Annotated in this window: 17 protein-coding genes; 9 read left to right on the top strand and 8 right to left on the bottom strand. The window is 42.9% G+C overall.

The window, feature by feature from the left end:
• The first annotated feature begins 1 nt into the window (after window position 1).
• Both FHS10_RS25425 and FHS10_RS25430 read left to right on the top strand, forming a co-directional pair.
• Complete coding sequence (locus tag FHS10_RS25425; RefSeq protein ID WP_259096588.1) at window positions 2–2887, top strand: TonB-dependent receptor; 2886 nt, start codon at window positions 2–4, stop codon at window positions 2885–2887.
• A gap of 149 nt (window positions 2888–3036) precedes the next feature.
• Entirely contained in the window at window positions 3037–3990 is a 954-nt protein-coding gene (locus FHS10_RS25430; RefSeq protein WP_259096590.1) for an AraC family transcriptional regulator, read from the top strand.
• Here FHS10_RS25430 and FHS10_RS25435 read toward each other — a convergent pair.
• A complete protein-coding gene (locus tag FHS10_RS25435) occupies window positions 3987–4682 on the bottom strand; it encodes a class I SAM-dependent methyltransferase (RefSeq protein ID WP_259096592.1) in 696 nt (231 codons plus the stop codon). The genes FHS10_RS25430 and FHS10_RS25435 overlap by 4 nt on opposite strands.
• 60 nt (window positions 4683–4742) lie before the next feature.
• On the opposite strand from FHS10_RS25435, the gene FHS10_RS25440 reads away from it, so the two are divergent.
• Both FHS10_RS25440 and FHS10_RS25445 read left to right on the top strand, forming a co-directional pair.
• Complete coding sequence (locus tag FHS10_RS25440; RefSeq protein ID WP_259096594.1) at window positions 4743–5453, top strand: DUF92 domain-containing protein; 711 nt, start codon at window positions 4743–4745, stop codon at window positions 5451–5453.
• An 18-nt stretch (window positions 5454–5471) separates the two neighbouring features.
• Complete coding sequence (locus FHS10_RS25445) at window positions 5472–6248, top strand: M90 family metallopeptidase (protein WP_259096596.1); 777 nt, start codon at window positions 5472–5474, stop codon at window positions 6246–6248.
• Here FHS10_RS25445 and FHS10_RS25450 read toward each other — a convergent pair.
• Window positions 6223–7062 (bottom strand): MBL fold metallo-hydrolase, encoded by an 840-nt coding sequence (locus FHS10_RS25450; protein ID WP_259096598.1) that lies wholly within the window; start codon window positions 7060–7062, stop codon window positions 6223–6225. The two genes, FHS10_RS25445 and FHS10_RS25450, sit on opposite strands and share 26 nt — an antisense overlap.
• A gap of 163 nt (window positions 7063–7225) precedes the next feature.
• On the opposite strand from FHS10_RS25450, the gene FHS10_RS25455 reads away from it, so the two are divergent.
• Window positions 7226–7879 carry a YceH family protein gene (locus FHS10_RS25455; RefSeq protein WP_259096600.1) on the top strand — a complete coding sequence of 218 codons (654 nt, stop codon included), beginning with the start codon at window positions 7226–7228 and terminating at the stop codon, window positions 7877–7879.
• Between the two features lie 36 nt (window positions 7880–7915).
• Here FHS10_RS25455 and FHS10_RS25460 read toward each other — a convergent pair whose 3' ends face one another.
• Complete coding sequence (locus FHS10_RS25460) at window positions 7916–12238, bottom strand: hybrid sensor histidine kinase/response regulator (protein WP_259096602.1); 4323 nt, start codon at window positions 12236–12238, stop codon at window positions 7916–7918.
• Between the two features lie 618 nt (window positions 12239–12856).
• On the opposite strand from FHS10_RS25460, the gene FHS10_RS25465 reads away from it, so the two are divergent.
• Entirely contained in the window at window positions 12857–13081 is a 225-nt protein-coding gene (locus tag FHS10_RS25465; RefSeq protein ID WP_259096603.1) for a VF530 family protein, read from the top strand.
• On the opposite strand, the gene FHS10_RS25470 is transcribed toward FHS10_RS25465, so the two are convergent.
• The 3 genes from FHS10_RS25470 to FHS10_RS25480 form a co-directional block, all read right to left on the bottom strand.
• Entirely contained in the window at window positions 13078–14373 is a 1296-nt protein-coding gene (locus FHS10_RS25470) for a DEAD/DEAH box helicase (protein ID WP_310504203.1), read from the bottom strand. The genes FHS10_RS25465 and FHS10_RS25470 overlap by 4 nt on opposite strands.
• A 184-nt stretch (window positions 14374–14557) precedes the next feature.
• The gene (locus FHS10_RS25475; RefSeq protein ID WP_259096605.1) at window positions 14558–15346 is read right to left on the bottom strand and encodes a tRNA pseudouridine synthase A; all 789 of its coding nucleotides are present in this window, start codon (window positions 15344–15346) and stop codon (window positions 14558–14560) included.
• A gap of 107 nt (window positions 15347–15453) precedes the next feature.
• Complete coding sequence (locus FHS10_RS25480; RefSeq protein WP_259096607.1) at window positions 15454–15678, bottom strand: CDGSH iron-sulfur domain-containing protein; 225 nt, start codon at window positions 15676–15678, stop codon at window positions 15454–15456.
• 248 nt (window positions 15679–15926) lie between these two features.
• Here FHS10_RS25480 and FHS10_RS25485 point away from each other — a divergent pair, with 248 nt between their 5' ends.
• The 3 genes from FHS10_RS25485 to FHS10_RS25495 all read left to right on the top strand — a co-directional run bounded on the left by FHS10_RS25485 (window position 15927) and on the right by FHS10_RS25495 (window position 20208).
• Window positions 15927–16958 carry an aldo/keto reductase gene (locus FHS10_RS25485; protein WP_259096609.1) on the top strand — a complete coding sequence of 344 codons (1032 nt, stop codon included), beginning with the start codon at window positions 15927–15929 and terminating at the stop codon, window positions 16956–16958.
• 443 nt (window positions 16959–17401) lie between these two features.
• Entirely contained in the window at window positions 17402–18733 is a 1332-nt protein-coding gene (locus tag FHS10_RS25490) for a Gfo/Idh/MocA family protein (RefSeq protein ID WP_259096611.1), read from the top strand.
• 122 nt (window positions 18734–18855) lie between these two features.
• On the top strand, window positions 18856–20208 hold the full coding sequence (locus FHS10_RS25495) for a 3-keto-disaccharide hydrolase (RefSeq protein WP_259096613.1): 1353 nt from the start codon (window positions 18856–18858) through the stop codon (window positions 20206–20208).
• Window positions 20209–20308: 100 nt separating this feature from the next.
• On the opposite strand, the gene FHS10_RS25500 is transcribed toward FHS10_RS25495, so the two are convergent.
• A complete protein-coding gene (locus tag FHS10_RS25500; protein ID WP_259096614.1) occupies window positions 20309–21337 on the bottom strand; it encodes a GntR family transcriptional regulator in 1029 nt (342 codons plus the stop codon).
• A gap of 172 nt (window positions 21338–21509) precedes the next feature.
• Complete coding sequence (locus FHS10_RS25505) at window positions 21510–22520, bottom strand: cytochrome d ubiquinol oxidase subunit II (protein WP_259096616.1); 1011 nt, start codon at window positions 22518–22520, stop codon at window positions 21510–21512.
• Window positions 22521–22528 lie beyond the last annotated feature (8 nt).

Here is a 22528-nt window from a genome sequence, read left to right on the forward strand (position 1 = left end):
CATGAAGTTAAAATTACATTTTTTCATTTCTGGGGCACTTTTCCTCCTCTGTTCCCCCGTTTTTGCGCAAAAGCTAACAGGTACTGTTACCAGTGGCGGGCATCCGGTAAGTGCTGGCACAGTTAAAGTGACCCCGACAGGCACTGGTACTATTACCGATGGCGATGGTAAGTACACGCTTTCATTAAAAGCGGGATCATACCAGGTAAGTTTTTCGGCCATCGGCCTTGAAAAGAAAACCGTTACAGTAGCTATTGCCGCCGGCGAAACCAAAGTATTGGATATGGAGCTTGCCTCATCTGCCGAAGGCTTAAAAGAAGTAATTGTAGTAGGTAGTCGTGGCGTTGGTCGTACCAAAATTGAATCGGCTGTGCCGGTAGATGTGCTTAAAATGAACCAGGTGGATGCCGTAACAGCAAAACCCGATTTAATGAGCCAGCTAAACCAAACCGTACCATCCTTTAACTATAATAAACAAAGCGGGGGTGATGGCTCCGACGCCATCGACTTTGCAAGTTTACGTGGTTTGGGCTTTGATCAAACATTGGTACTCATTAATGGCAAACGCCGTCACCTTTCGGCCTTTGTTAATGAGGTGGGTACCCGTGGCCGCGGTAATAGCGGTACAGATTTAAACGCCATTCCTGAAGCAGCAATTGATCGTATCGAGATCCTGCGTGATGGTGCATCTGCCCAATACGGCTCTGACGCAATAGCAGGTGTAATCAACATCGTACTGAAAAAGGATGTTAACCATTTAAACATAAATGCCGGCTTTAGCGGCTATAACGATCAAAAATATAACACCTTAAACAACGTTGACCCATCAGCATACTATACCGACAAGCATTTTGACGGACAAACATTTACCCTTGGTGCCAATTACGGCTTGCCTTTAGGCAAAAGTGGTGGTTTCATTAATGTGGGCGCCAACTACTTTAACCAGGGCAAAACCTTTAGGGCTATCCCCGATACCAATTGGCAAACGAATCCCAATGCCCAACCGGTTGCCCGTGAGCGCAGGGCCTTTGGTGATGGTTCTGTAGTATCTGGTGGTGGCATGTACAATCTTGAACTGCCTATAAAAGGCACTAAAACCGTGTTTTATTCATTTGGAGGCTATAATTACAAGCACTCTAATGTTTACGCCTACACCCGCAGTTGGAACTATGATAACGGCTTGCGTCAAAACCCAACAAAATTCCCTACGGATGCTAACGGCAATTTGGTATTTGTACCCGGTATTATGAAAGTACAAGGTGTACAGGATGGCACTATTAGTGCAAATAACGTATACTATAACCCACAGGAAGATGTTTATATCAAAGATCTTTCATCTGCAATTGGTTTAAGGGGTACTACTGCAAGCGATTGGGACTGGGATATCAGTAATAATGTTGGTCGTAATGATTTCCATTATTGGGGAAACAAAACCTTCAACGCTTCTTTACCTGTAGTTGCAGGCGAGCCTATTCAAACCCGTTTTGATGATGGCGGATTTAACTTTTTACAAAATACGGCAAATGCAGATATAACCAAACGCTTTGCTACTGTAGCGCAAGGTTTGCAATTATCATTTGGTGCCGAGTTTAGGTATGAGCGTTACCAGCTTTACGCGGGTGAGCTTAATTCATATGTAGCAGGTGGTGCTACACTACCCGGCGGTGTTGCCAAAGCATCAGGTTCTGAGGGATACCCGGGCTACCAGCCAAGTGATGAGGTAAAAGATCACCGTACCAACGAGGCTGCATATGCCGAAGCCGCTTTGGATGTAACCGATAAATGGTTGATTGATGGAGCAGCCCGTTTTGAACATTACTCTGATTTTGGCGGCGTAAGCACTTTTAAGTTTGCGACACGTTACAAACTAACCGACAACTTTAATCTTCGCGGATCGGCAAGTACCGGTTTCCGCGCACCAACTTTACAGCAAATTGATTTTAGTAATACCAACACTACTGTAGTTGGCGGTAACCTGGAATACACCAAACTGGTACCAAACTATTCTGACGTTGCAAAAACAGCAGGTATTCCTAAGCTAAAACAAGAAACCTCAACTAACTACAGCCTGGGCTTTGCATGGCAGCCGGTAAGTGATCTTACCGTTACTTTAGACGGCTACGATATCAAAATCAAAAACAGGATTGTGATCTCGGGATTATACAATCAGGGTGATGAGACACTTGGGCAGCCATTGAATGATCTATTATTAAAACAAGGTATAAGTGCAGCGCAGTTTTTTGCTAATGCCGTTAATACAACCAATACAGGTATTGATATTGTGTTAGATTACAAGAAACATTGGGGTAAAAACCATTTCTCTGCCTTGTTAGCCGGAAATATCCAGCATTTATCAATCAACAAGATCAATATTCCATCTACATTTAAAGGATCACCTGCAGATAGTGCTACTTTCTTTTCAGATAGGGAGCAATATTTCCTTAAAGCAAGTGCGCCAACAGCTAAATTTAACCTGAACCTGGAATATGGTGTAAGTAAATTCGCTATAGGTGGTCGCCTTACTTATTTTGGTGATGTAAAAGAATTAGGGTTTGGCGAAACCAGCGCGCCTGATGGCGTTGCCGATCCATATTTCCCTTACGTAACTTTAGATGCTACAGGTGAAAAGGTTAAAGAGATCTTCGATTTTAAACCTAAAGTAACTACCGATCTTTATGTTTCCTACAAGATCAATAAAACCGTATCATGGACAGCGGGTGTAGACAACTTGTTCAATGTGCATCCAAGCACCAACGTTATTAAAGGATCAGTTAATCCGAATAGCAGCAGTTCTTTTGGTGATAGCGAATCTGGCGGTCCGTTTGAGGCGGTTCAAATGGGCTTTAACGGTATGCGGATATTTACCAAACTGGCATTTCATTTTTAGCAGTACATAACCTTCATAATGATCCCCCGGTTTTTGTGTAATCCGGGGGATTTTTTATGTTTAGTCGATTTTTGAGCAAATATTACCCCTTAAATTGGTTTAATTGAAAATTTTTGATAATATTTGTTTATTAATCGTTCTTAAGGAGTATGAAAGTATTGCAATTCACCATTCCGGTGCCACATGATAAAAGCGTAATTGCCGATCAGTTTAGCTTGCCTTACTTTTACCCTTACCTGCACAGGCATAAAGAAACACAAATCACGTGGATCCAGAAAGGAGAGGGTACACTGATAGCCGGTAATAACATGCACCACTTTGCGCCCGGCGATGTATTTCTATTAGGTGCCAACCTGCCACATCTTTTTAAAAGCGATCCCCAATATTTTGAAGCAGAAAATGAAGACGCTATTAGCGCCCTCAGCATTTTTTTTAATCCAGATGGTGTATTAGCCTCTTTTTTTGATTTGCCAGAGGTACGCATGCATAAACTGTTCATACAACAGCATCAACAGGGAATTAAAGTGCCTGTAGCTGATGCCGATAGGATCATCACATCTATGACGGGTTTACGGGATAGCAGCGGTGCCGATCAATTGGTGCAGTTTATCCATTTATTAAAGGGGCTGTCTGATATCAACGAACAATTGCAGCCTCTATCGTCATACGGCAACCTGCCGGGTATCACCGAAAATGAGGGTATCAGAATAGGTAATATTTACAACTTCATCATGCAAAACTATGCAGAATCGTTAACACTTGATGATGTAGCTAAGGCGGCTTTTATGACGTCAGAATCATTTTGTCGTTACTTTAAAAAGCATACGGGAAATACATTCGTTACTTTTTTAAATGAAGTGCGTATCAATGAGGCGTGTAAAATGCTCACTGCCAATAAATTTGAAAGTATATCTATAGTAGCTTATAAAAGCGGTTTTAAAAGCATTACCAATTTTAACAGGGTGTTTCGGTCGGTAACAGGTAGTTCGCCAAGGGAATACACCGAAAGTTTCAACGGAAAGATAGCGATAGCCCAACCTGCTCCTGAAATTGATATTCTCAAAAAAGGAAATTCAAAAGCTGCTTTTGCCAACGGGGTTTAAGAGGTTTTTAAGGTTAACCTCACCAGGTATTGTTGAAATTCATCCTCTAATAATACTTCCATGTCCCAACCTGCTTCGGTTACAATAGCCTCTAATGTTTTTTCATCTATATATAACCAGGGAAACCAGTCAGTTTTTTGGCCTTTGTACTCGTACTGATAATTCAGTTCGCCATAATATTTCCCGTTATCAGGAAGTTTTCCATCATACAGGTAAGCTATGTCTGATGAGTCGAACAGCAGTTGTCCACCTTTATTAAGCAGTAATTTGGCGCGTTCTAAAAATGTATTCACTGTTGGTAAACTTCCAGCAATACCAATGCCGTTCATGAGCAACAGTAAGGTGTCGTATCTATGTTCGTCGTACTTAAAAACATCGGCAACGATTACCTTTTTAACACCGCGCGCCTGCATTACATCGGCTGCCAGGGACGAAATTTCTAAAGCACTTACGTCAAACCCACGTTCCTGTAACACCAGGGCATGCGAGCCCGCACCGGCACCAATGTCTAATACCTCGCCGCGGCATTCGTTTAGGGCAAGCCATTCCATATCGGGCATATCATCCTCGTCCCTAAAATAAGCTTCAACCGGCATTTCCTCTTTGGGGCCGTATTGATTATTGATCCACAGTTTGTGAGCAGTTTGCCCGTGATGGTAATCATGTATGGCCTGGCCTAATATATCTTTCATACTTGCGCAAAAGTATGAATTGAGCGCCTAATTACGGTTACATTAAATACCTTTGAGCATATGATTGGCCAAAATATCCTGTTAGCGCTCATTATTATAGCCGGTATGGTTTACAGCATCGCCGCAAAAAAACTCACTGTTCCCGCTGCAATAGCCGGTGCTTTGGTGGCTTATTTTGTTTATACCGGCGCAGGCTTCACGGGCGTAGCCATGATGACTGTCTTTTTTATTTTAGGATCGGCTGCCACCTCCTGGCAGGCGGGCAAAAAGCAAACTTTTACTGTAGAGGATGAGCGTAAAGGAGGACGCACAGTAGGGCAGGTGTTGGCCAATTCAGGCGTGGCCGCAATATGTGGTATGCTGGTATTAATGTGCACAAAGTTTGCCGGCTTATTGGTGTTGATGATGGCTGCAAGCTTTGCATCGGCAACGGCCGATACGTTATCATCTGAGTTAGGGACGGTTTATGGCAAGCGCTTTTTTAATATCATTACTCTAAAACCAGACCAAAGGGGATTGGACGGCGTGATCAGCCTGGAAGGTACATTAATAGGCATAGCCGGAAGTTGTGTCATCGCGGTTATCTACGCCATAGGTTTTGGGTGGAATTTAAACCTGGTATGGATAGTTATAGCGGGCACAGCCGGTAATTTAAGCGACTCATTATTGGGTGCTTTATTAGAGAGAAAGCATTACATAGGCAATAATGCAGTAAACTTTTTAAACACTTTGATAGCTGCGTTGGTTGTGCTGTTAATCAAATTGGTATAACCCTGATATTTACCCCCAATGACATATATTATTATCGACCTTGTAGCGTTCGCATTAGTAGCTTATTTGTTTTTAAAAGGTAGTAAATCAAAGCAGGAACCTGCTATTCCCGCTGTTGATTATAAGCTGTCGTTGCGCACACATATTCAGTTTTATAATCAATTAGATGATGCCGACAAATTGCTGTTTGAGCAAAAGATTATCGCTTTTTTGAGCGGTATCACCATTGAAGGCGTAGGAACAGCGGTTGAAGATACTGACAGGATAATGATTGCATCAAGCGCGGTAATTCCCATTTTTGGCTTTAACGACTGGGAATACCGCAACCTCACTAATGTGATCCTTTATCCCGATACTTTTGATGGTGAGTTTCAGTTTGAAGGCGAGAATCGCAACATACTGGGTATGGTTGGTACGGGTTATATGAACGGACAGATGATCTTATCGCGTGCGGCATTGATTAAAGGCTTTTCTAAACAGGCAGGGAAGGAGAACACAGCCATACATGAGTTTGTGCACCTGTTAGATAAAAGCGATGGCGCTACCGATGGCGTACCCGAAAACCTGCTGGCCCACGAGTATGTGTTGCCATGGCTGAAAATGATTCACCAGGAAATTCATAAAATTGAAGCGGGGAGATCAGATATTAACCCATACGCTGTAACCAACGAAGCTGAATTTTTTGCTGTTGTTGCCGAATACTTTTTTCAAAAGCCCGACGAGTTAAAACATAAGCATCCCGAACTATACGAAATGCTGAGCACCATATTTATGCAGGATAGGGCAAAGGACTAATTAAACCCAAATCAAGCTGACCTAAAACTTCCAAAGGTTTGCCGCCGGTACCATCAATATAATAAACCGGAGTTTCCTCGTGCCTTGATGCTACCACTACGTGAACGCCATCGGCGTAGTTTTTAAACAGGTCTTCTACCAATTGCGGGTCGTTATTGTTTTTGGATAGATGGGCTAATAGTAAATGCGTCATGTGCGCGGGCCGGTGTGTTAGGAATAGATCCAAAGCCTGCTTATTACTCAGGTGGCCTTTACCGCCGCTGATGCGCCTTTTAAGATGATAGGGGTAACCGCCGTTAGCTAACATTTCCTCATCATAATTAGCCTCCAAAAAAGCGGCGTGGCATTGAGCGAAATGACGGATCAGTTGATCACATACTATGCCCAGGTCTGTAAATATCCCAACTTTAACATCGCGGCAACTAACAATAAAGCTATGTGGCTCGGCGGCATCATGTACTTTGGGGAACGACGTAATATTTAACGCTCCAATAGTAACAGTTTCAAATTCTTTAAGGTTATGTACCTGTTGCAGATCTATCATGCTCCCTGAATGTAGCAGTGTACCGGGAGTGATGTATACCGGCAGATTGAATTTTTTGGCCAGCACCGGGATTCCCCGGATATGATCAGAATGTTCGTGTGATACAAAAATGGCTTTCACCTTGCTCATGGGCAAACCCAGCCGGGCCATGCGTTTTTCAGTTTCACGGCATGATATGCCTGCATCAACCAATATAGCCTCGTCGTCGTTCCCTATGTAATAGCAATTGCCATTACTCCCCGAATTTAGTGATGTAATAAATAAACACATATTTTAGAGCTAAAAGCTTAAAACCGAAGGCAGAAAGCTATTTTCATGATTTTATACAATGCAAAATAACGGATTTATGCCGCATTTTGGCATGAGGTAAATCGATATCTTTTTAAAATAGGTGTATTTTTTTGCGCTTATAAAAACCTGCTTATATTTAGCCATGGATTCACCTCAAACTTTACCTGTACTTGATGCTGCCGAATTGCGTGTATTGGGCTCGCTGATGGAAAAAAGCAAAACCACGCCCGATTATTACCCCATGACCCTTAATGGTTTAACTGCTGCATGTAATCAGAAAACATCGCGTAAGCCGGTGGTTAATTATGATGAGGCTATTGTTACCGAAGCACTAAACACACTAAAACGTCGCGGGCTGATATCTACCGCTACTGGCGGATCTATCCGCAATATTAAATATAAGCACAATTTCGCCATTGTTTTCCCGGTGATCCCGGCGGAGGTTGCGTTGATTTGCCTACTAATGCTGAGGGGGCCGCAAACACCCGGGGAGTTAAATACCAACTCGGGAAGGTTATATGAATTTGAGTCGATAGAAGAGGTGCAGGAAATGTTGGAAAAGCTATCAGATCCTGCCTTGCCTTATGTGGTTCAGCTCCCCAAACGCCCCGGTCAAAAAGAGCAGCGTTACGCACATTTATTAGCCGGCACACCGGAAATCAGCGATGACGACGAAATGGAAGAAACAACCGGCCGCTCATCCGGCGGACTTGAAGCCCGTGTTATTAAACTGGAGCAAGACCTCGCCGAAATGAAAGAAGCTTTTGATAAGCTGATGAAGGAATTAATGGGGTAGGGTTGATGAAGAAGAAATAAAAATGCTAACGTATTTTTATTTCTTTTTCATCACCAGCTCCATCATTTTATGCGCCGCTTTCAGCACCGCAATTAATCCTTCGGCTTTCATGGGTTTGGCAATGTAGTCGTCCATACCTTCGGCAATACACAGGTCGCGGTCATCGGGTCCTGCGTTGGCAGTCATGGCTATGATGAAGGGTTGCAATTTGCGGTCACTGTCGCGGATAGATCGGGTGGTTTCAAAGCCATCCATTTCGGGCATCTGCACATCCATCAATATCACATTAAAATCCTGCTCCTTTAATTTTTTCAATACCTCAAACCCGGTTTCGGCCATGGCAAAATCATAGCCCAGTTTGCTTAACATTCTGCTTATCAGTTTTTGATTTACCAGGTTATCTTCGGCGACCAGGATATTTAAAGGATGATCTTTGGCAAAATTGATATCCAATAGTTTGGCAGGCTTAATGTCGTCTGCAACTGGTGCGCTTTGCTGCCCCCTTAACTCGGCCTGGATACTTTTACCAAGTTGGCCCTGTTTAACAGGTTTGGTTAAAATTGCCGAAAACAAACCCGGATATTTGGTTTTGGAACTATCGCCGATAGAACTTAGCATAATAATTGGCAGCGCGGCATGGAGAGCTTTAATGGCTGTAGCAAAACCTGCTCCATCCATATCCGGCATTTCCATATCGGTGATCACCAGGTTATAGTGCTTATCGGCAGTCAATAGTTCCAGTCCTTCGGTAGCCGACGATGCGGTTATCGTAATTAGGCCCCATTGCTCTAATTGTGTTTTAAGGATGAATCGGTTGGTTTGATTATCGTCTACAATCAATACCTTTTTACCTTCCAGGTCGGCCTGGTTGAATACCACGGGTACATATTTGGATTGCTTTTGACTGATGCCCACTTTAACCGTGAATACAAACACCGAGCCTTCGTTATGAACGCTCTCTACCCAAATATCGCCGCCCATTAGTTTTACCAGGCGCTGACTAATCACCAAACCCAGCCCCGTGCCGCCATATTTACGGGAGGTAGATGAATCGGCCTGCCAAAAGGCGCTGAAAAGATTTGATACCTTTTCTTCTGGGATACCTATACCAGTGTCCATTACGCTAAAACCTATTTCTATTTCGTGGTTATTATAGGTTTTTGACAGGAATACCTTTATAAACACCTCACCTTTTTGCGTGAATTTAAGCGCGTTACCGGTTAAATTGGTAATCACCTGCTTAAGGCGAAGGCTATCGCCCACCACCTGGTGTGGCAGGGCAGCATCTATCTGGTAAACCAACTCCAAACCTTTTTCTGATGCCTTGGGCGAAAAAAGGTCGAGTACTTCCTCAATACAATGGCGCAGATCGAAATCTTCAGCTTCAAGGTCCATTTTGCCCGATTCGATCTTCGAGAAGTCCAAAATGTCGTTAATAACATTCACCAAACTATCGCCGCACGTTATTATCGTATCGGTGTACTCACGTTGTTCTTTGTCCAGTTCGGTTTCGCCCAAAAGCGAGGCCATGCCAATAACACCATTCATTGGCGTGCGAATTTCATGGCTCATGGTGGCCAGGAAAATACTTTTGGCCTGGTTGGCTTTGTCAGCTTCTTCGCGGGCTTCTTTTTCATGGGCCATGTGCACCTCCAATTCCTCTGATTGGGATAGCAGTTCCTCATTCAGGGCCTGCAGTTCTTCTGATTGTGCCTGTAGTTCTGAATTTAATTCCTGCAGGTTGGTCGATTGTTTTTTCAATTCCTGCGATTGGGATAAAACCTCGGCTGTACGTTCAGACACTTGTTCCTCTAACAAGCGCTTTTGCTTTTCAATATTGTTAACCTTTAACCGGTACAAACTGTAAACCAGGCCAAATATTACCAGGGTACTTAAAGTGAGAAACCACCAGGTAAGCCAAAAAGGGGGTAAAACAAACAGATTTAAACTCAATTCGTGTTTTGACCATTTGCCATCGCTGTTGCGGACTTTTACCTTAAAGGTATAATTACCGGCAGGCAGGTTGGTGTAAGTAGCGGAGTTTTTGTTACCCACATAATTCCAGTTCTTGTCAAAACCAACTAATTGGTAAGCGTATTCCTTTTTACTGGCTAATGCAAAATCAAGTGACACAAACGATAAAGAAATTACCGACTGCTCGTGACTGAGAGTGATTGACCTTGCTTCGGAGATATCTTCCTTTAAAGGCGAAGGATCATTTTCGTTTTGAGTTACCGGAACCGTTTTGTTAAAGATCTGGAAATTGGTAAGGATAAGCGGCGGATCGTAGGTTGTTTGGGTTACGTTCTGCGGGTTAAACATGTTAAAGCCATTAACACCGCCAAAATAAAGGATACCATCGGGCCCGATAGCTGCCGAATGGGGTTTAAACTCATCGGACTGCAAGCCGTCTTCAACAGTGAAATTTCTGAAGGTTTTGGTTTGCTGGTTAAATCGCGAAATACCATTGTTGGTACTAACCCACAGATTACTCCGGCTGTCCTCACGTACTGCGTATGTATAATCGTTTGGCAACCCGTCTTTTGCCTTATAGGTATTGAATTTGCCGGTTTGTGGATCAAAATGAGTTAGCCCACCGTAAGTACAGATCCATATTTGGCCAAGGTGATCTTCAAAAAGATCAAGGGCTGCATTATTACCCATACCATTTTTTGAAGCGTTGTATTTATAAATCTTAAAATCGTTGGTTTTGGGCCGGTATAAGTCAATGCTGCCATCATTGGTGCCCACCCACAAGTTTCCTTTCGAATCGTTTAAAAGTGAGTTGATGTTATCGCTGCCAACACTATTTGGATTGTTTGGGTCATGCCTGTACCTGGTAAAGTTGTTTGTTTTGGGATTAAACAGGTTAAGCCCCTGGCCAAGAGTGCCAATCCAAACTTTATGATCGGGTGTAATGCTTATTGCGTAAACATTATTACCGCTTAAACTGGCAGAATCATCGGCCTTATTGCGGTACGATTTAAAGCGGTGAGTTTGCAGATCCATTACGCTCACGCCATCGCCCCAGGTACCTATCCATAAATTATTCTGCCCATCATTTTTTAAAGCCAACACATAGTTACCCGTAATACTTGATTTATCAGCGTCGCTGTGCTTATATGCTTTAAAAATGCCGGTTTTAGGGTTAAACTGATTTAATCCGCCACCATCGGTGCCAATCCAAACGTCATCTTTTTTATCAGCAAGGATACTAAGCACAAAGTTATTAGATAAACTATTGGGCAACGAGCTATGGTTGTAATGGGTAAAGTTATCTTTAACTTTTTTATACAGGCTGATGCCCGACGCAAAGCCGGTTATCCACATGTTGCCCATATTGTCGCGCAAAATGACATCTACCGAATTGCTTGAAATACTGCTGTTGTCAACTTCATCGTGTATGTGATTGCTAAAGCTGTTATTGGCGTAGTCAAATATGCTTAAGCCGCCATTTTCGGTTCCTACCCAAAGTTTATGATTGCCATCTTCTGCAATACATTGTATATTATTATGTGATAATGAATTGCTGTTCTTAGGGTCGTTTTTAAAATGTTTAAAGGTTAGGGTGTTGGCGTCATACAAATTTAAACCACCACCGTCGGTGCCTATCCATAACCGGTTGCCGCTATCTTCAAAAATGCTGGTTATTTTATCGGCCGATATAGTGCCACTATTTTTTTCATCGTGTTTAAAACACGTAAAACTTTTGTTTTTGGCATCAAATAAGTTTAGGCCGCCGTAAGCTGTCCCTATCCACACATTGCCCTTGCTATCAACATAGGTAATCCGCGTGTTATCGTCGCTTAAGCTATTTGGCTGGTCTTTATTGTTCCTGTAATGGACAAATTTATGCTGGCTTATTATAAACTCATCTACGCCGTCTTTTAAAGTCGCTATCCATAAATTGCCGCTTTTATCTAAGGCCAGGTTTAGGGTAAAGTTGCTGGCCGGGGAATTTGGTATTTTATCATTGTGTAAAAAATGAGTAAAACGGCTCGTCTTCTTGTCGAATTTATTGATACCTCCGCTTGTTGCTATCCATAAATCACCATTTTTATCTTCAACAACGTGGTTTATATAGTTATTGCTGATACTGGTCGGGTCATTAATATCATTCCTGAACACCTTGAATTCGTTGCCATCATAACGATCTAATCCATCGCGGGTGCCTACCCAGATAAAGCCCCGGCTGCCCTGGATCATAGTGTTCACGTTAAGCTCGGATAGGTTTTCTTTACTGCCGATGTGCTGAAAATGAAGAGGCTGTTCCTGGGCAAAAACACATAGTGATATAGCTTGAAAAAATAAGATCAGGTATGATTTAAAGCCACTCATGGATAGTTGACGAATTATCAAGATTTAGTTTGCGTTATGAGGTAATCAATAAATAATCGGGAACGGAATATACAGTTTATTTGGTACAGATTTGGTATACCTATTTAAACGGGGTATATCCAAAATTAGTTATGATTATGTTAAAGTTAAATTAATGGGATATTTGCCATTCAATAGGACTTATATGACATTATCTGCAACTGGGTATGTAGAATACCCACGATTTGCTTTGTCCCAAAAGCGTCAATTTGGTCGGAGATAAGTTCAATCACGCTAATCAAAGTCCTCTCCTTTGAACTACTGTGTGTACACATCTTTTATAATAGAAAAATGTCATTTCGAACGAGCAAGGGCAAGGAAAAGCGGGGCACGAGGAGAAATCTTTTACAATTTGCATGGCCGAATGTTCGCTTTTAGAAGATTTTTCGCTGCGCTCAAGAGATAGTTTCTCCTCACCTCTGGCGCGCAATCCTACCCCGGCTCGTTCGAAATGACAACGTTTTTTATTTATTTGTTAAAAAGCAAAAGATGTGTACACACAGTAGTTCTTTGGAGAAGATTATTCGTATTTTAATTTTTAGCACTCATGATGGCTTCGCCGTTTAGGTGAGGCTGCGGCTATTTTTCCTACCTTTGCATATGTCACAACAGGTAAATAATCCGCTTCACGGTAAAACTTTAGAAACGATATTGAATGAGCTTGTGGAACGTTTTGGCTGGCCCGAGTTGGGTTACCAGATAAGGATCAATTGCTTTTTAGATAACCCCAGCATACAATCGAGCCTGAAATTTTTGCGCAAAACACCATGGGCCCGCAAAAAAGTGGAGGACATGTATGTGCATTATTTTACTAAAAAGAATTAGTGCTTGCGCTTATTATTCATTTTAGCCTTTTGGCCCGAGCTATAATTGTAGGTTTTTGAGTTAGCTGCCTTTTTCTCGTGAAAGGCCGCGCCAACAATAGGGGCGTCAGGATCTGCTTTTGGGGCTTCTTTTTTGGCTTTTACTTCTTTTTCAATCACCAGTTCTTCCGGGAGTTCGGCAATAGCTATTTTTTTACCACTGGCCTGCTCAATCTTTTTAACCACGCTAAGCTCCAGGTCTGTAGCAAAGGTGAGGGCCATGGTTTCGCTTTCGGCACCAGGCTGGTTATTGGTAATGCGCTCAATAAAAGTTTCTTTTTCGGCAGGTAAATCAAAATGGATGAGGAATGGGATGCCGCTTAAATCCAGCGTTTCTTCATTTTCGCCGGCCACCAGGAGTACCCTTGTGCTTTCATCGGCCACAAAGTCTTCAATGCTTTTAAATCCCGGGCTATCAAAAAACTGGGGATTTAAATACGCCACAGCCTTGCGCAGGCGACTTTGCAAGCTTTTATATACTTTTTCGGCAGTGACGCGGGTATTTACAAAAACAACGGTTTTGGTAAATACTTCCTCGTCATATAAAAACAAGTTCAGCAGGTTTAATTTAGTGCCGAAGTTGGGAACATTATATAATAATTGAGGGTGCAGCTCTAAAGGTTGTTCGCTTAATGCCTCAACCTCTACAACCGCGGCATCACCCATAAAAGGATCAAGCATTTTTTCAAGCTTGCTGTGCATTACCTCGGTAAATACCAGTTTCTGGCTTTTGCCAATGCTGTTTGCCAGTTCAACCACCGGTAATTGCATGCCTTTTTTTATCATGCGGTCAGCATCATCAACTACAAACATATCAACCTTGTTAAGGTTAAGCGCCAGCTTTAAATAAATAGCCCTTGCCCTGTCGGGAGTAGCTACCACAATGTCGGCACCATCAGCAAGCGCGTCCATCTGCGCCTCAATACCAGGAGCAACATAAAGGCCGACAATTTTAATGGACTTATTTTTGTTTAAACGCTCAAAGTGTTCTATAACACCCATTACGTCTTCTTTCTCGGGCACCAGGATCAGTACACGTGGTACACCTTCGGGGGCGTAGTTAAACCGGTTTAATACCGCCAATACATAAGTGGTGGTTTTGCCACTGCCTTCATGACCTATGGCAATCAAATCCTGCCCGCCGGCTATCCGGCTTAAAGTTTTTAGTTGTAATTCCTTAGGGTTTGTAAAGCCAAGTTCATTTACCGATCTAACCAACTGCTTATTCAGCTTTAATTTTTCAAACCACACCATCAGGACGAGTATTAATTTATTACAAAGTGCGAAATTACTGAAAATATCTGTTAGTTAGAGTCAAGAATCAAGAGCCAGGAATCAAGACAGGAATTATTAAGGGAAAGACAAGAGCAGTTTACCGCTTTGAACCGCCCCACAAATCAAAAGTCCTCTCCTTTGGAGAGGATTTAGATGAGGCTCCTTAGGTTAGGTCCAGGCTCCCCGCATTAAAACTTCCCCTCATCGGCAAATCCAAATATGGATAGGTTACTTTAGATAGATACAAACCCTGCGGATAAGCAGGTATAATTGTTTTTGGGGTTTCTTTGCTGATGAGATAGCTTTCAAACTCATCCACGCTCATCTCGCCCCGACCGATCTCCAGTAGCTTACCCACGATTATCCTGATCATCTTGCTTAAAAACCTGTTTGCCGAGATCTGGAATTGAAGCCTGTCGCCGGTTTTATCAATCAGTAGGCTTGCGGAGCTTACATTGCAAATGGTATGGTCTATCCTGTCGGGCATTTTGCAAAAGGCGCGGTAGTCATTGTATAATGGGAGCAGGGCTGTTGCCCTTTTCATTTCATCAATATTGAGGTTTCTTTCGGGATATAAAGAGCTGAAACCATTCAAGAATGGGTCTTTATAAGTATGTATAAAATAGTCATAGGCGCGTTGCACAGCATCAAAACGGGCATGAGGCAAACCCTGCATCGGGATAATGTCAAACACCGCTATATCATCCGGCAGGACCTTGTTCAGCCTGAAAAAAAGATCAAAGTCCCATTCCTGCTCAATATCTGCATGAAAAAAAAACTGGCTTGCATGTACCTGTGCATCTGTACGGCCACAGCCATTAATGGCGATAGGTATGTGTAGCAGTTTAGTTAAAGCGGTTTCAAATACATCCTGTACACTTATAACCCCGGCATGTTTTTGCCAGCCGTTATACTTAGTACCGTGGTAACCAATGTGAAAAAAATAACGCATATATCGGGTTCAAAAATCCAAAAAAAATGGCAAAATGCGGTATCAAAACAAAGGCCTGCTATACATTAATATGGCAGGCCTTTGTAATATGGATGTTAACCCGGTAATTATACTTTTTTTGGAGGCAAATCAAATGCTATTGCATTGTGCTCAAAATGACCTTTGTGTGAGCCATCGCAAAATGGTTTATTTGCCGATAAGCCGCAACGGCAAACAGATACAATGGTTCTGCCTTGTAAGCCGTAGTTGTTGCCTTGCATATCTACAATTTCAAAGTCGCCCTCAATTTTTACCGAGCCGTTGTTATTGATAGTAAGTTTAGTTGATGCCATATATTAAAATTTTGCGCAAAGTTAACCAACCGCCCGGCCTTTGAAGTTTCTATTTGCTATTTAGAAGAGTTCCTGATTGGGGGATAACACTACTATGATTGCTATAAATGACAAATTAATGATGCGTAAAACCCACTGCTCCAAAACATAAATTTTAGTTTTGTTATTAACACAATAGCAGTTTTTGCCGGAATCGGCTTAATGCTTTTAGCCTTAGGCTTTGAGCTTTCTGCTTTAAAAATACCACAATGGAATACAGACAATTAGGAGCATCGGGCTTGAGAGTACCCGTATTAAGTTTTGGAACCGCCACATTTGGCGGCGGCAACGATTTTTTTAAGGCCTGGGGCAATACACAGGTTGATGAAGCCAAAAAGCTGGTAAACCTGTGTTTAGATGCCGGGGTTAATTTTTTTGATACCGCCAATGTGTATTCGCGCGGTATTTCTGAAGAGATATTGGGTAAAGCGTTAGAAGGCCTGCGCAATGATGTACTCATCAGCACCAAAGCTACCTTTACTATGGGCGATGGTGTTAATGATTACGGTTCATCGCGTTTTCAATTGATTAAGCAAGCCGAAGATAGCTTGCGCCGTTTACAAACAGACCATATTGATATTTATCACATGCACGGCTTTGACGCTACCACGCCCATACAGGAAACCCTGCGCGCGCTTGACGACCTGGTGACCAGTGGTAAAGTGCGTTATATTGCCTGCTCCAATTTTTCGGGCTGGCATTTGATGAAATCGTTATCGATATCCGAGCGTTATGGCTGGAGCCGTTACATTGCCCACCAGGCTTATTATTCATTGCTTAACCGCGAATTTGAGTGGGAATTGATGCCATTGGGGATTGAGGAAAAAGTAAGCACCATTGTTTGGAGTCCGCTGGCATCTGGTCAGTTAAGTGGCAAATTCCGCAGGGGGCAGCCTATTCCAGAAAATTCAAGAACAGTGCAAGGCGGTGCCCATGGCCCGGCAACTAACTTTGAGCATTTATATAATATTGTTGACGCTTTGGACGAAGTTGCCGAAGAAACCGGTAAGTCTGTTGCGCAGATATCATTAAACTGGCTGCTGCAAAGGCCAACGGTGGCCAATATCATTATTGGTGCCCGTAACGAAGAGCAGTTGAAACAGAACCTTGATGCCGTAGGCTGGAACCTAACTACCGACCAGGTTAGGAAACTGGACGCAGCGAGCGAACTGCCACCGATATATCCGTATTGGCACCAAAGGCAAAATACCAAGCTGGTGCCGTTGCCTATACGGTATTAAGCCCCTCTAAACGGCGAAGCCCTCATGAACATCTAAAAATAAAAAACCGTGAATAATCTCCCCTGAAGGGGAGACTATAAAAAATGTTAAAGGTTAACCGTTAATTGTCTTTAGGATAGTTGGATATTTCACGTAAAACTACGTATCAAAAAACAGTGAAAACACCTATGTTTAAACATGGGTGTTTTTTTAATTTTACAGTGTAAGCGGTTGGTATTAATACCCGGCCGACGCACCTAAACCCTATCAAAAAAACAAGCCCGGGATTGCCGCTGGCTTGTTTTTTTGTTTAAATGGCGACCCAATCGCGCCAAAGTAACAGTTTAATTACAAAGGCTGTAAAAAATAATCCATCGTTTTTTTCAATGCTTTATAAAACTTAACTAATTTGCCCGCATGTCCGCCGGGGCAATGTGTTATAAACCATCTAACCTTTTTTTATAATGATAAACCGCAGAAAGTTCATCCAAACTACGTCTGTAGCTACCACAAGTTTCCTGCTTGCTTCGCAGGTATCAAAAGGGGCTGCTTTTTTTAGGGGATCGCCTAATGAAAAAGTGGTCCTGGGCTTTATGGGTACCAACAGCCGTGGCCTTTACCTGGCGCAAAACTATGCCAAGATCCCTAATGTGGAGATTGGGTACATTTGCGATGTTGACTCTAAAGTAGTTGATAAAACTATTGAAGAGATCTTTAAAATAACCGGGAAACGCCCCAAGGGCCTTACCGATATCCGCAAAATGCTGGAGATTAAAGATATCGACGCCGTGGTTATTGCTCCGCCCGATCATTGGCATGCGCCCGCAACCATTATGGCCTGCCAGGCTGGCAAACATGTTTATGTAGAGAAACCATGTAGCCACAACCCGCACGAAGGCGAAATGGCCATAGCCGCGGCAAAAAAATACAACCGTTTGGTACAAATGGGGAGCCAGCGCCGTTCATTCTCCAACGTGCAGGCTATGGTGAAAGAATTACATGATGGCGTTATCGGCCGTACATATTATGCTAAGGGCTGGTACACCAATCACCGCCTGAGTATTGGGCATGGCAAACAGGTGCCTGTCCCCGCAAATTTAAACTACGATTTATGGCAGGGACCGGCACCACGGAAGCCGTACCAGGATAACTTGATCCATTATAACTGGCACTGGTTTTGGAACTGGGGAACAGGTGAAGCCCTGAACAACGGTACGCATGAGCTGGACGTGATCCGCTGGGGCTTAGGCGTTGATTATCCTAATAAGGTGGTTTCAACCGGCGGTCGGTTTCACTTTAATGACGACTGGCAAACACCAGATACGCAAAATATTCTCTATAATTTCCCCAACAATACAGCCGCCGAATGGGAGAGTCGCAGCAGCAACGGTTTTAACATTGAACAGCTCAGCCGCGGCGTAATATTTTATGGCGATAAAGGAACCCTGTTTTATGGCAGTGGTAACGGCTACCAGGTTTACGATGGCGATAACAAGCTGGTGAAAGAAATTAAGGACGATACCAAGGTAGACGGCACCAATAAGGTAAGCCCAACCGAAGCGCTGGACGGCTTCCACATGAAAAATTTCATCGATGGCGTGAGGGGAATAGCGCCATTAAACTGCCCGATAGAGATCGGCTTTAAATCGACCCTGTTGCCGCAATTAGGCAATATATCCTATCGGGTAGACCGCGTACTGCACACCGACCCAACCAACGGCCACATCCTCAACGACCCCGAAGCCCAAAAGCTTTGGAGCAGGGAGTATGAAAAGGGCTGGGAGGTGAAGGTGTAAGAGCAGCCCCACCCAACCCTCCCCGGAAGGGAGGGCTTTTAAATTAAACAAGTAAAACACACACAAATAAAAAAGTCTCCCCTCCCGGGGGAGATTTAGAGGGGGCTTAACAACACACAACTATGAAAAAATACATTTATCCAATAATCCTTCTGCTGTCAACAGCAACAATAACCAATGCCCAGGAAAAGATCTTTGATGGCAAAACTCTTAAAGGCTGGAAACGCGTGGCCGGCATGGCCGACTATAAAGTTGAAGACGGCCAGATTGTGGGCACCACGGTTTTAAACTCGGGTAATACCTTTTTGGTGACCGAAAAAGAATATGGCGACTTTATTTTGGAACTGGATGCCAAAATTGAAAGTCCGCTGAGTAATTCGGGTGTTCAAACCCGCAGCCATTATAACCCTGCCGGTCACGATGGTAAAGGTTTGGTGTACGGGAGGCAGTTTGAAATTGATCCGTCGGAACGTAAGTGGACAGGTGGCATTTATGACGAAGGACGCAGGGATTGGCTTTACCCTTTGGATTTGAACGCCAAAGCGAAGGACGCGTTTAAGGTAGGAGAGTTTAACCATATCAGGATTGAGTGCATTGGCCACGAAATGAAAACCTGGGTAAACGGTATCCCGACTGCGGATGTGGTAGATACTATTGATGCCAAAGGCTTTATAGGGCTACAGGTGCACGCGGTAAGTGATGAAAAACAGGCTGGCAAAAAAGTTTACTTTAAAAACTTTAACCTGCAAACCACCAATTTAAAACCCAAACCCTTCCCTAAAGATGTGTATGTGATAAACCTGCAACCCAACAGCCTTACACCTGCCGAAAAAGCAGCGGGTTGGAAACTATTGTATGACGGCAAAACCAATACCGGCTGGCGTGGGGCTACGTTAAAAGGCTTCCCCGATCATGGCTGGGAATATAATAACGGTGTGATGCATGTGCTGCCATCGGCCGGTAAAGAAGAATCGGGTGGTGGCGATATTGTTACCAATGATAACTATAGCGCGTTCGACCTGTCGTTTGAGTTTAAATTAACACCCGGTGCCAATAGCGGGGTCAAATATTTTGTTACGCTGAGCGAAGTAACCAAAGGATCGGCAATCGGCCTTGAATACCAGGTTTTAGATGATAAGCTGCACCCCGATGCCAAATTAGGCCGCGATGGTGACCGCACGCTGGCTTCGCTGTATGACCTTATCAAAGCCAATAAACAAGAACGCTTTGTACACCCGATAGGTGCATGGAATATCGGTCGAATAATCGTGTACCCTAACAACCACGTAGAGCATTACTTAAATGGGGTTAAGGTGTTGGAATACGAACGTGGTTCACAAGCCTTCAAAGACCTGGTAGCCATCAGTAAATACACCATCTGGAAAAACTTTGGCGAGGCCCCGCAAGGCCACTTGTTGTTACAGGATCATGGTAACGAGGTGTTTTTTAGGAGCATCAAGGTGAAGCCCCTCTAAATCTCCCCTGAAGGGGAGACTTCAAAAAAACAAAATCACAGCAAATATAAACGCTTCCTTTTTCAAGTCTCCCCCTTCAGGGGGAGATTTAGAGGGGGCTTTAAATCGAGCTCCTCAAAGTCACATTAAAAGGTACTGCAAAATGCTCGTGGCAGTTGCTTAATGCAAACTCAGCGGTTTTGCTTCCCATTAGCTTAAAATCGGTAGATATGGTAGTAATACCATCCAGGATGATCTCCTTCAGCGCTGTTTCGTTATAGGATATCACACCGACATCCTTGGCCACTTTTAAATCGGATGCGATGATCTTTTTAATCAGTACTACCAGGTCATCTTCGGTAAGGCTAATGTAAACGGTATCTTTTTGGATTGTTTCAATTGAATCTGATTCAACTACTTCATAATCAAAGGCATACTGTCGGCAAAAATTAAGAAACCCTTTCAGTATTTCTTTGGAATGATATGTTTTTCCGGGAAATATCAGCTTGATGTTATGGTACTTAGTTAGCTTGTGTATAAGGCTTTTAAGTGCTTCATATACATCCAAAGCAAAGTTTTCATAAATCGCTGCAAACTTGCCATTTATAGCCGGTACAAGGTTGTCCAGCAGAATCAGTTTATCCTTGGGGATAGTATTGATGATCTCGTGGGCCTTGGTTTCATTATCCAAAAAATGGGGGATGATGATATACTTGGCATAATCGCTTTGAAAGCTCTCGGTTACGATCTTTTTAAAAAAGTAAAAATCGTTATTGTAAATATAAAAATCGATGGTGGCCAGTTCGCCAATGGTGGCTACAAAGGCATCGTAAATGATTTTTTTGTGAGCGCTTAACTTATTAAATAGCAGGAAAATCTTCAACGGTTTTTGAAAGTCCGTATTCGAAATAAAAAAACCTTTACCTGGAACTGAGCTTACTATTCCTTTGTCCTTCAGTTCTTTATAAACGCGTTCTATAGTATTACGTGAGGTATCAAGGGCAAAGCTAAGGTCGTTAATGGAAGGTAGCATATCATCCTTAACAATATCCCCGCTTTCAATAGCCCGGATTATCGCGTTTGATAGCTGAAGGTATTTTGGAGTAATGGAATACTCGTCGATAGATAATATTTTGAGATAATTCTTCACGCTTTACAATTGGAGTGTTACAAATGTAATATTCAGCTATTGTATTTTTTACTTAAAAAGATAGTAGGGGATAGATGGAGAGATTTTAGATTACAGATGCGCAGATTTCAGATGAATTTATTTGAGAATTTGAAGATTTGAAAATGTATTTAAAAAAGATTAATTCAATAATTTACCTGTCCTTCCATCTAAAGCTATAATACAAATACCCCAAAGCAGGTAATATAAACAAGCTACCTACCAGCAGGCCAATGCCAAGATCGTCGATGGTATTAACTGTAGCGTGATCGGTTAACAGCGACATTGAACTGCCTCCTTTAAAGATCACGAACCGTGGGAAACGGGTTGCCCCAACAGATATCAGGATCATACTCACCTGGAAAGCAGCCAGGAGCCTGATCCATTGGCGGTTTCTCTTTTCAGATATAATGAACCATAACAATATCAATGAGAGAGTAGCGGCAATTACTGCTGCAAGGCTTAGAGGATTGCCGAAGATCCAATGCGACAGGCCCACATGCTCTATTTCTGAAGCGATGAAAACCAGTCCGCCGCAGAACACGGCTGCTATGTTGGATACTTTTGCTTTTTTGATGTAACGTTTGATATCGTTCACGTCATCGGTTTCGCCTACAATGTAAATAGCCGCTAAAAATCCGCATAAAGCCACGGTGAAAAGGCCAACAGCCACCGAAAACCAGTTAAACCAGCTGAAAATATAAGCATGGGCAAAATCTTTTGCGGTTGGATCAATCTGGCCTGATAATGCGCTACCGGCGATAATACCCAGAAACATTGGGGTAACAAAGCTTGAATAGATGAACAGGTGATTATAAAGGTTTTGTGTTCTTTCGCCTTTTATAGCATCATAATTACGGAAAGTGAAAGCTGTGCCGCGGGCAATGATACCTAAAAGTAAGATCAATAAAGGGATGTGCAGGTAAGTACACATCTCGCTGTAAATATCAGGGAAACCAACAAATAAGATTACCACAGTGATGATCAGCCACATATGATTGGCTTCCCAAACGGGGCCGATAGCCTGGTACATGGTTTTGCGGGTGCGGTGTTTATTATCTGTAGACGTAAAAAGCTCGATGATACCCGCGCCGAAATCGGCACCGCCCAACAGAAAGTAAAGGGTGATAGAGGCAAATAGAAATAGAATAACGATGTATAGCATAATATCTG

This window comes from Mucilaginibacter dorajii (genome assembly GCF_024808255.1).
GTDB classification, from domain to species: Bacteria; Bacteroidota; Bacteroidia; order Sphingobacteriales; family Sphingobacteriaceae; genus Mucilaginibacter; species Mucilaginibacter dorajii.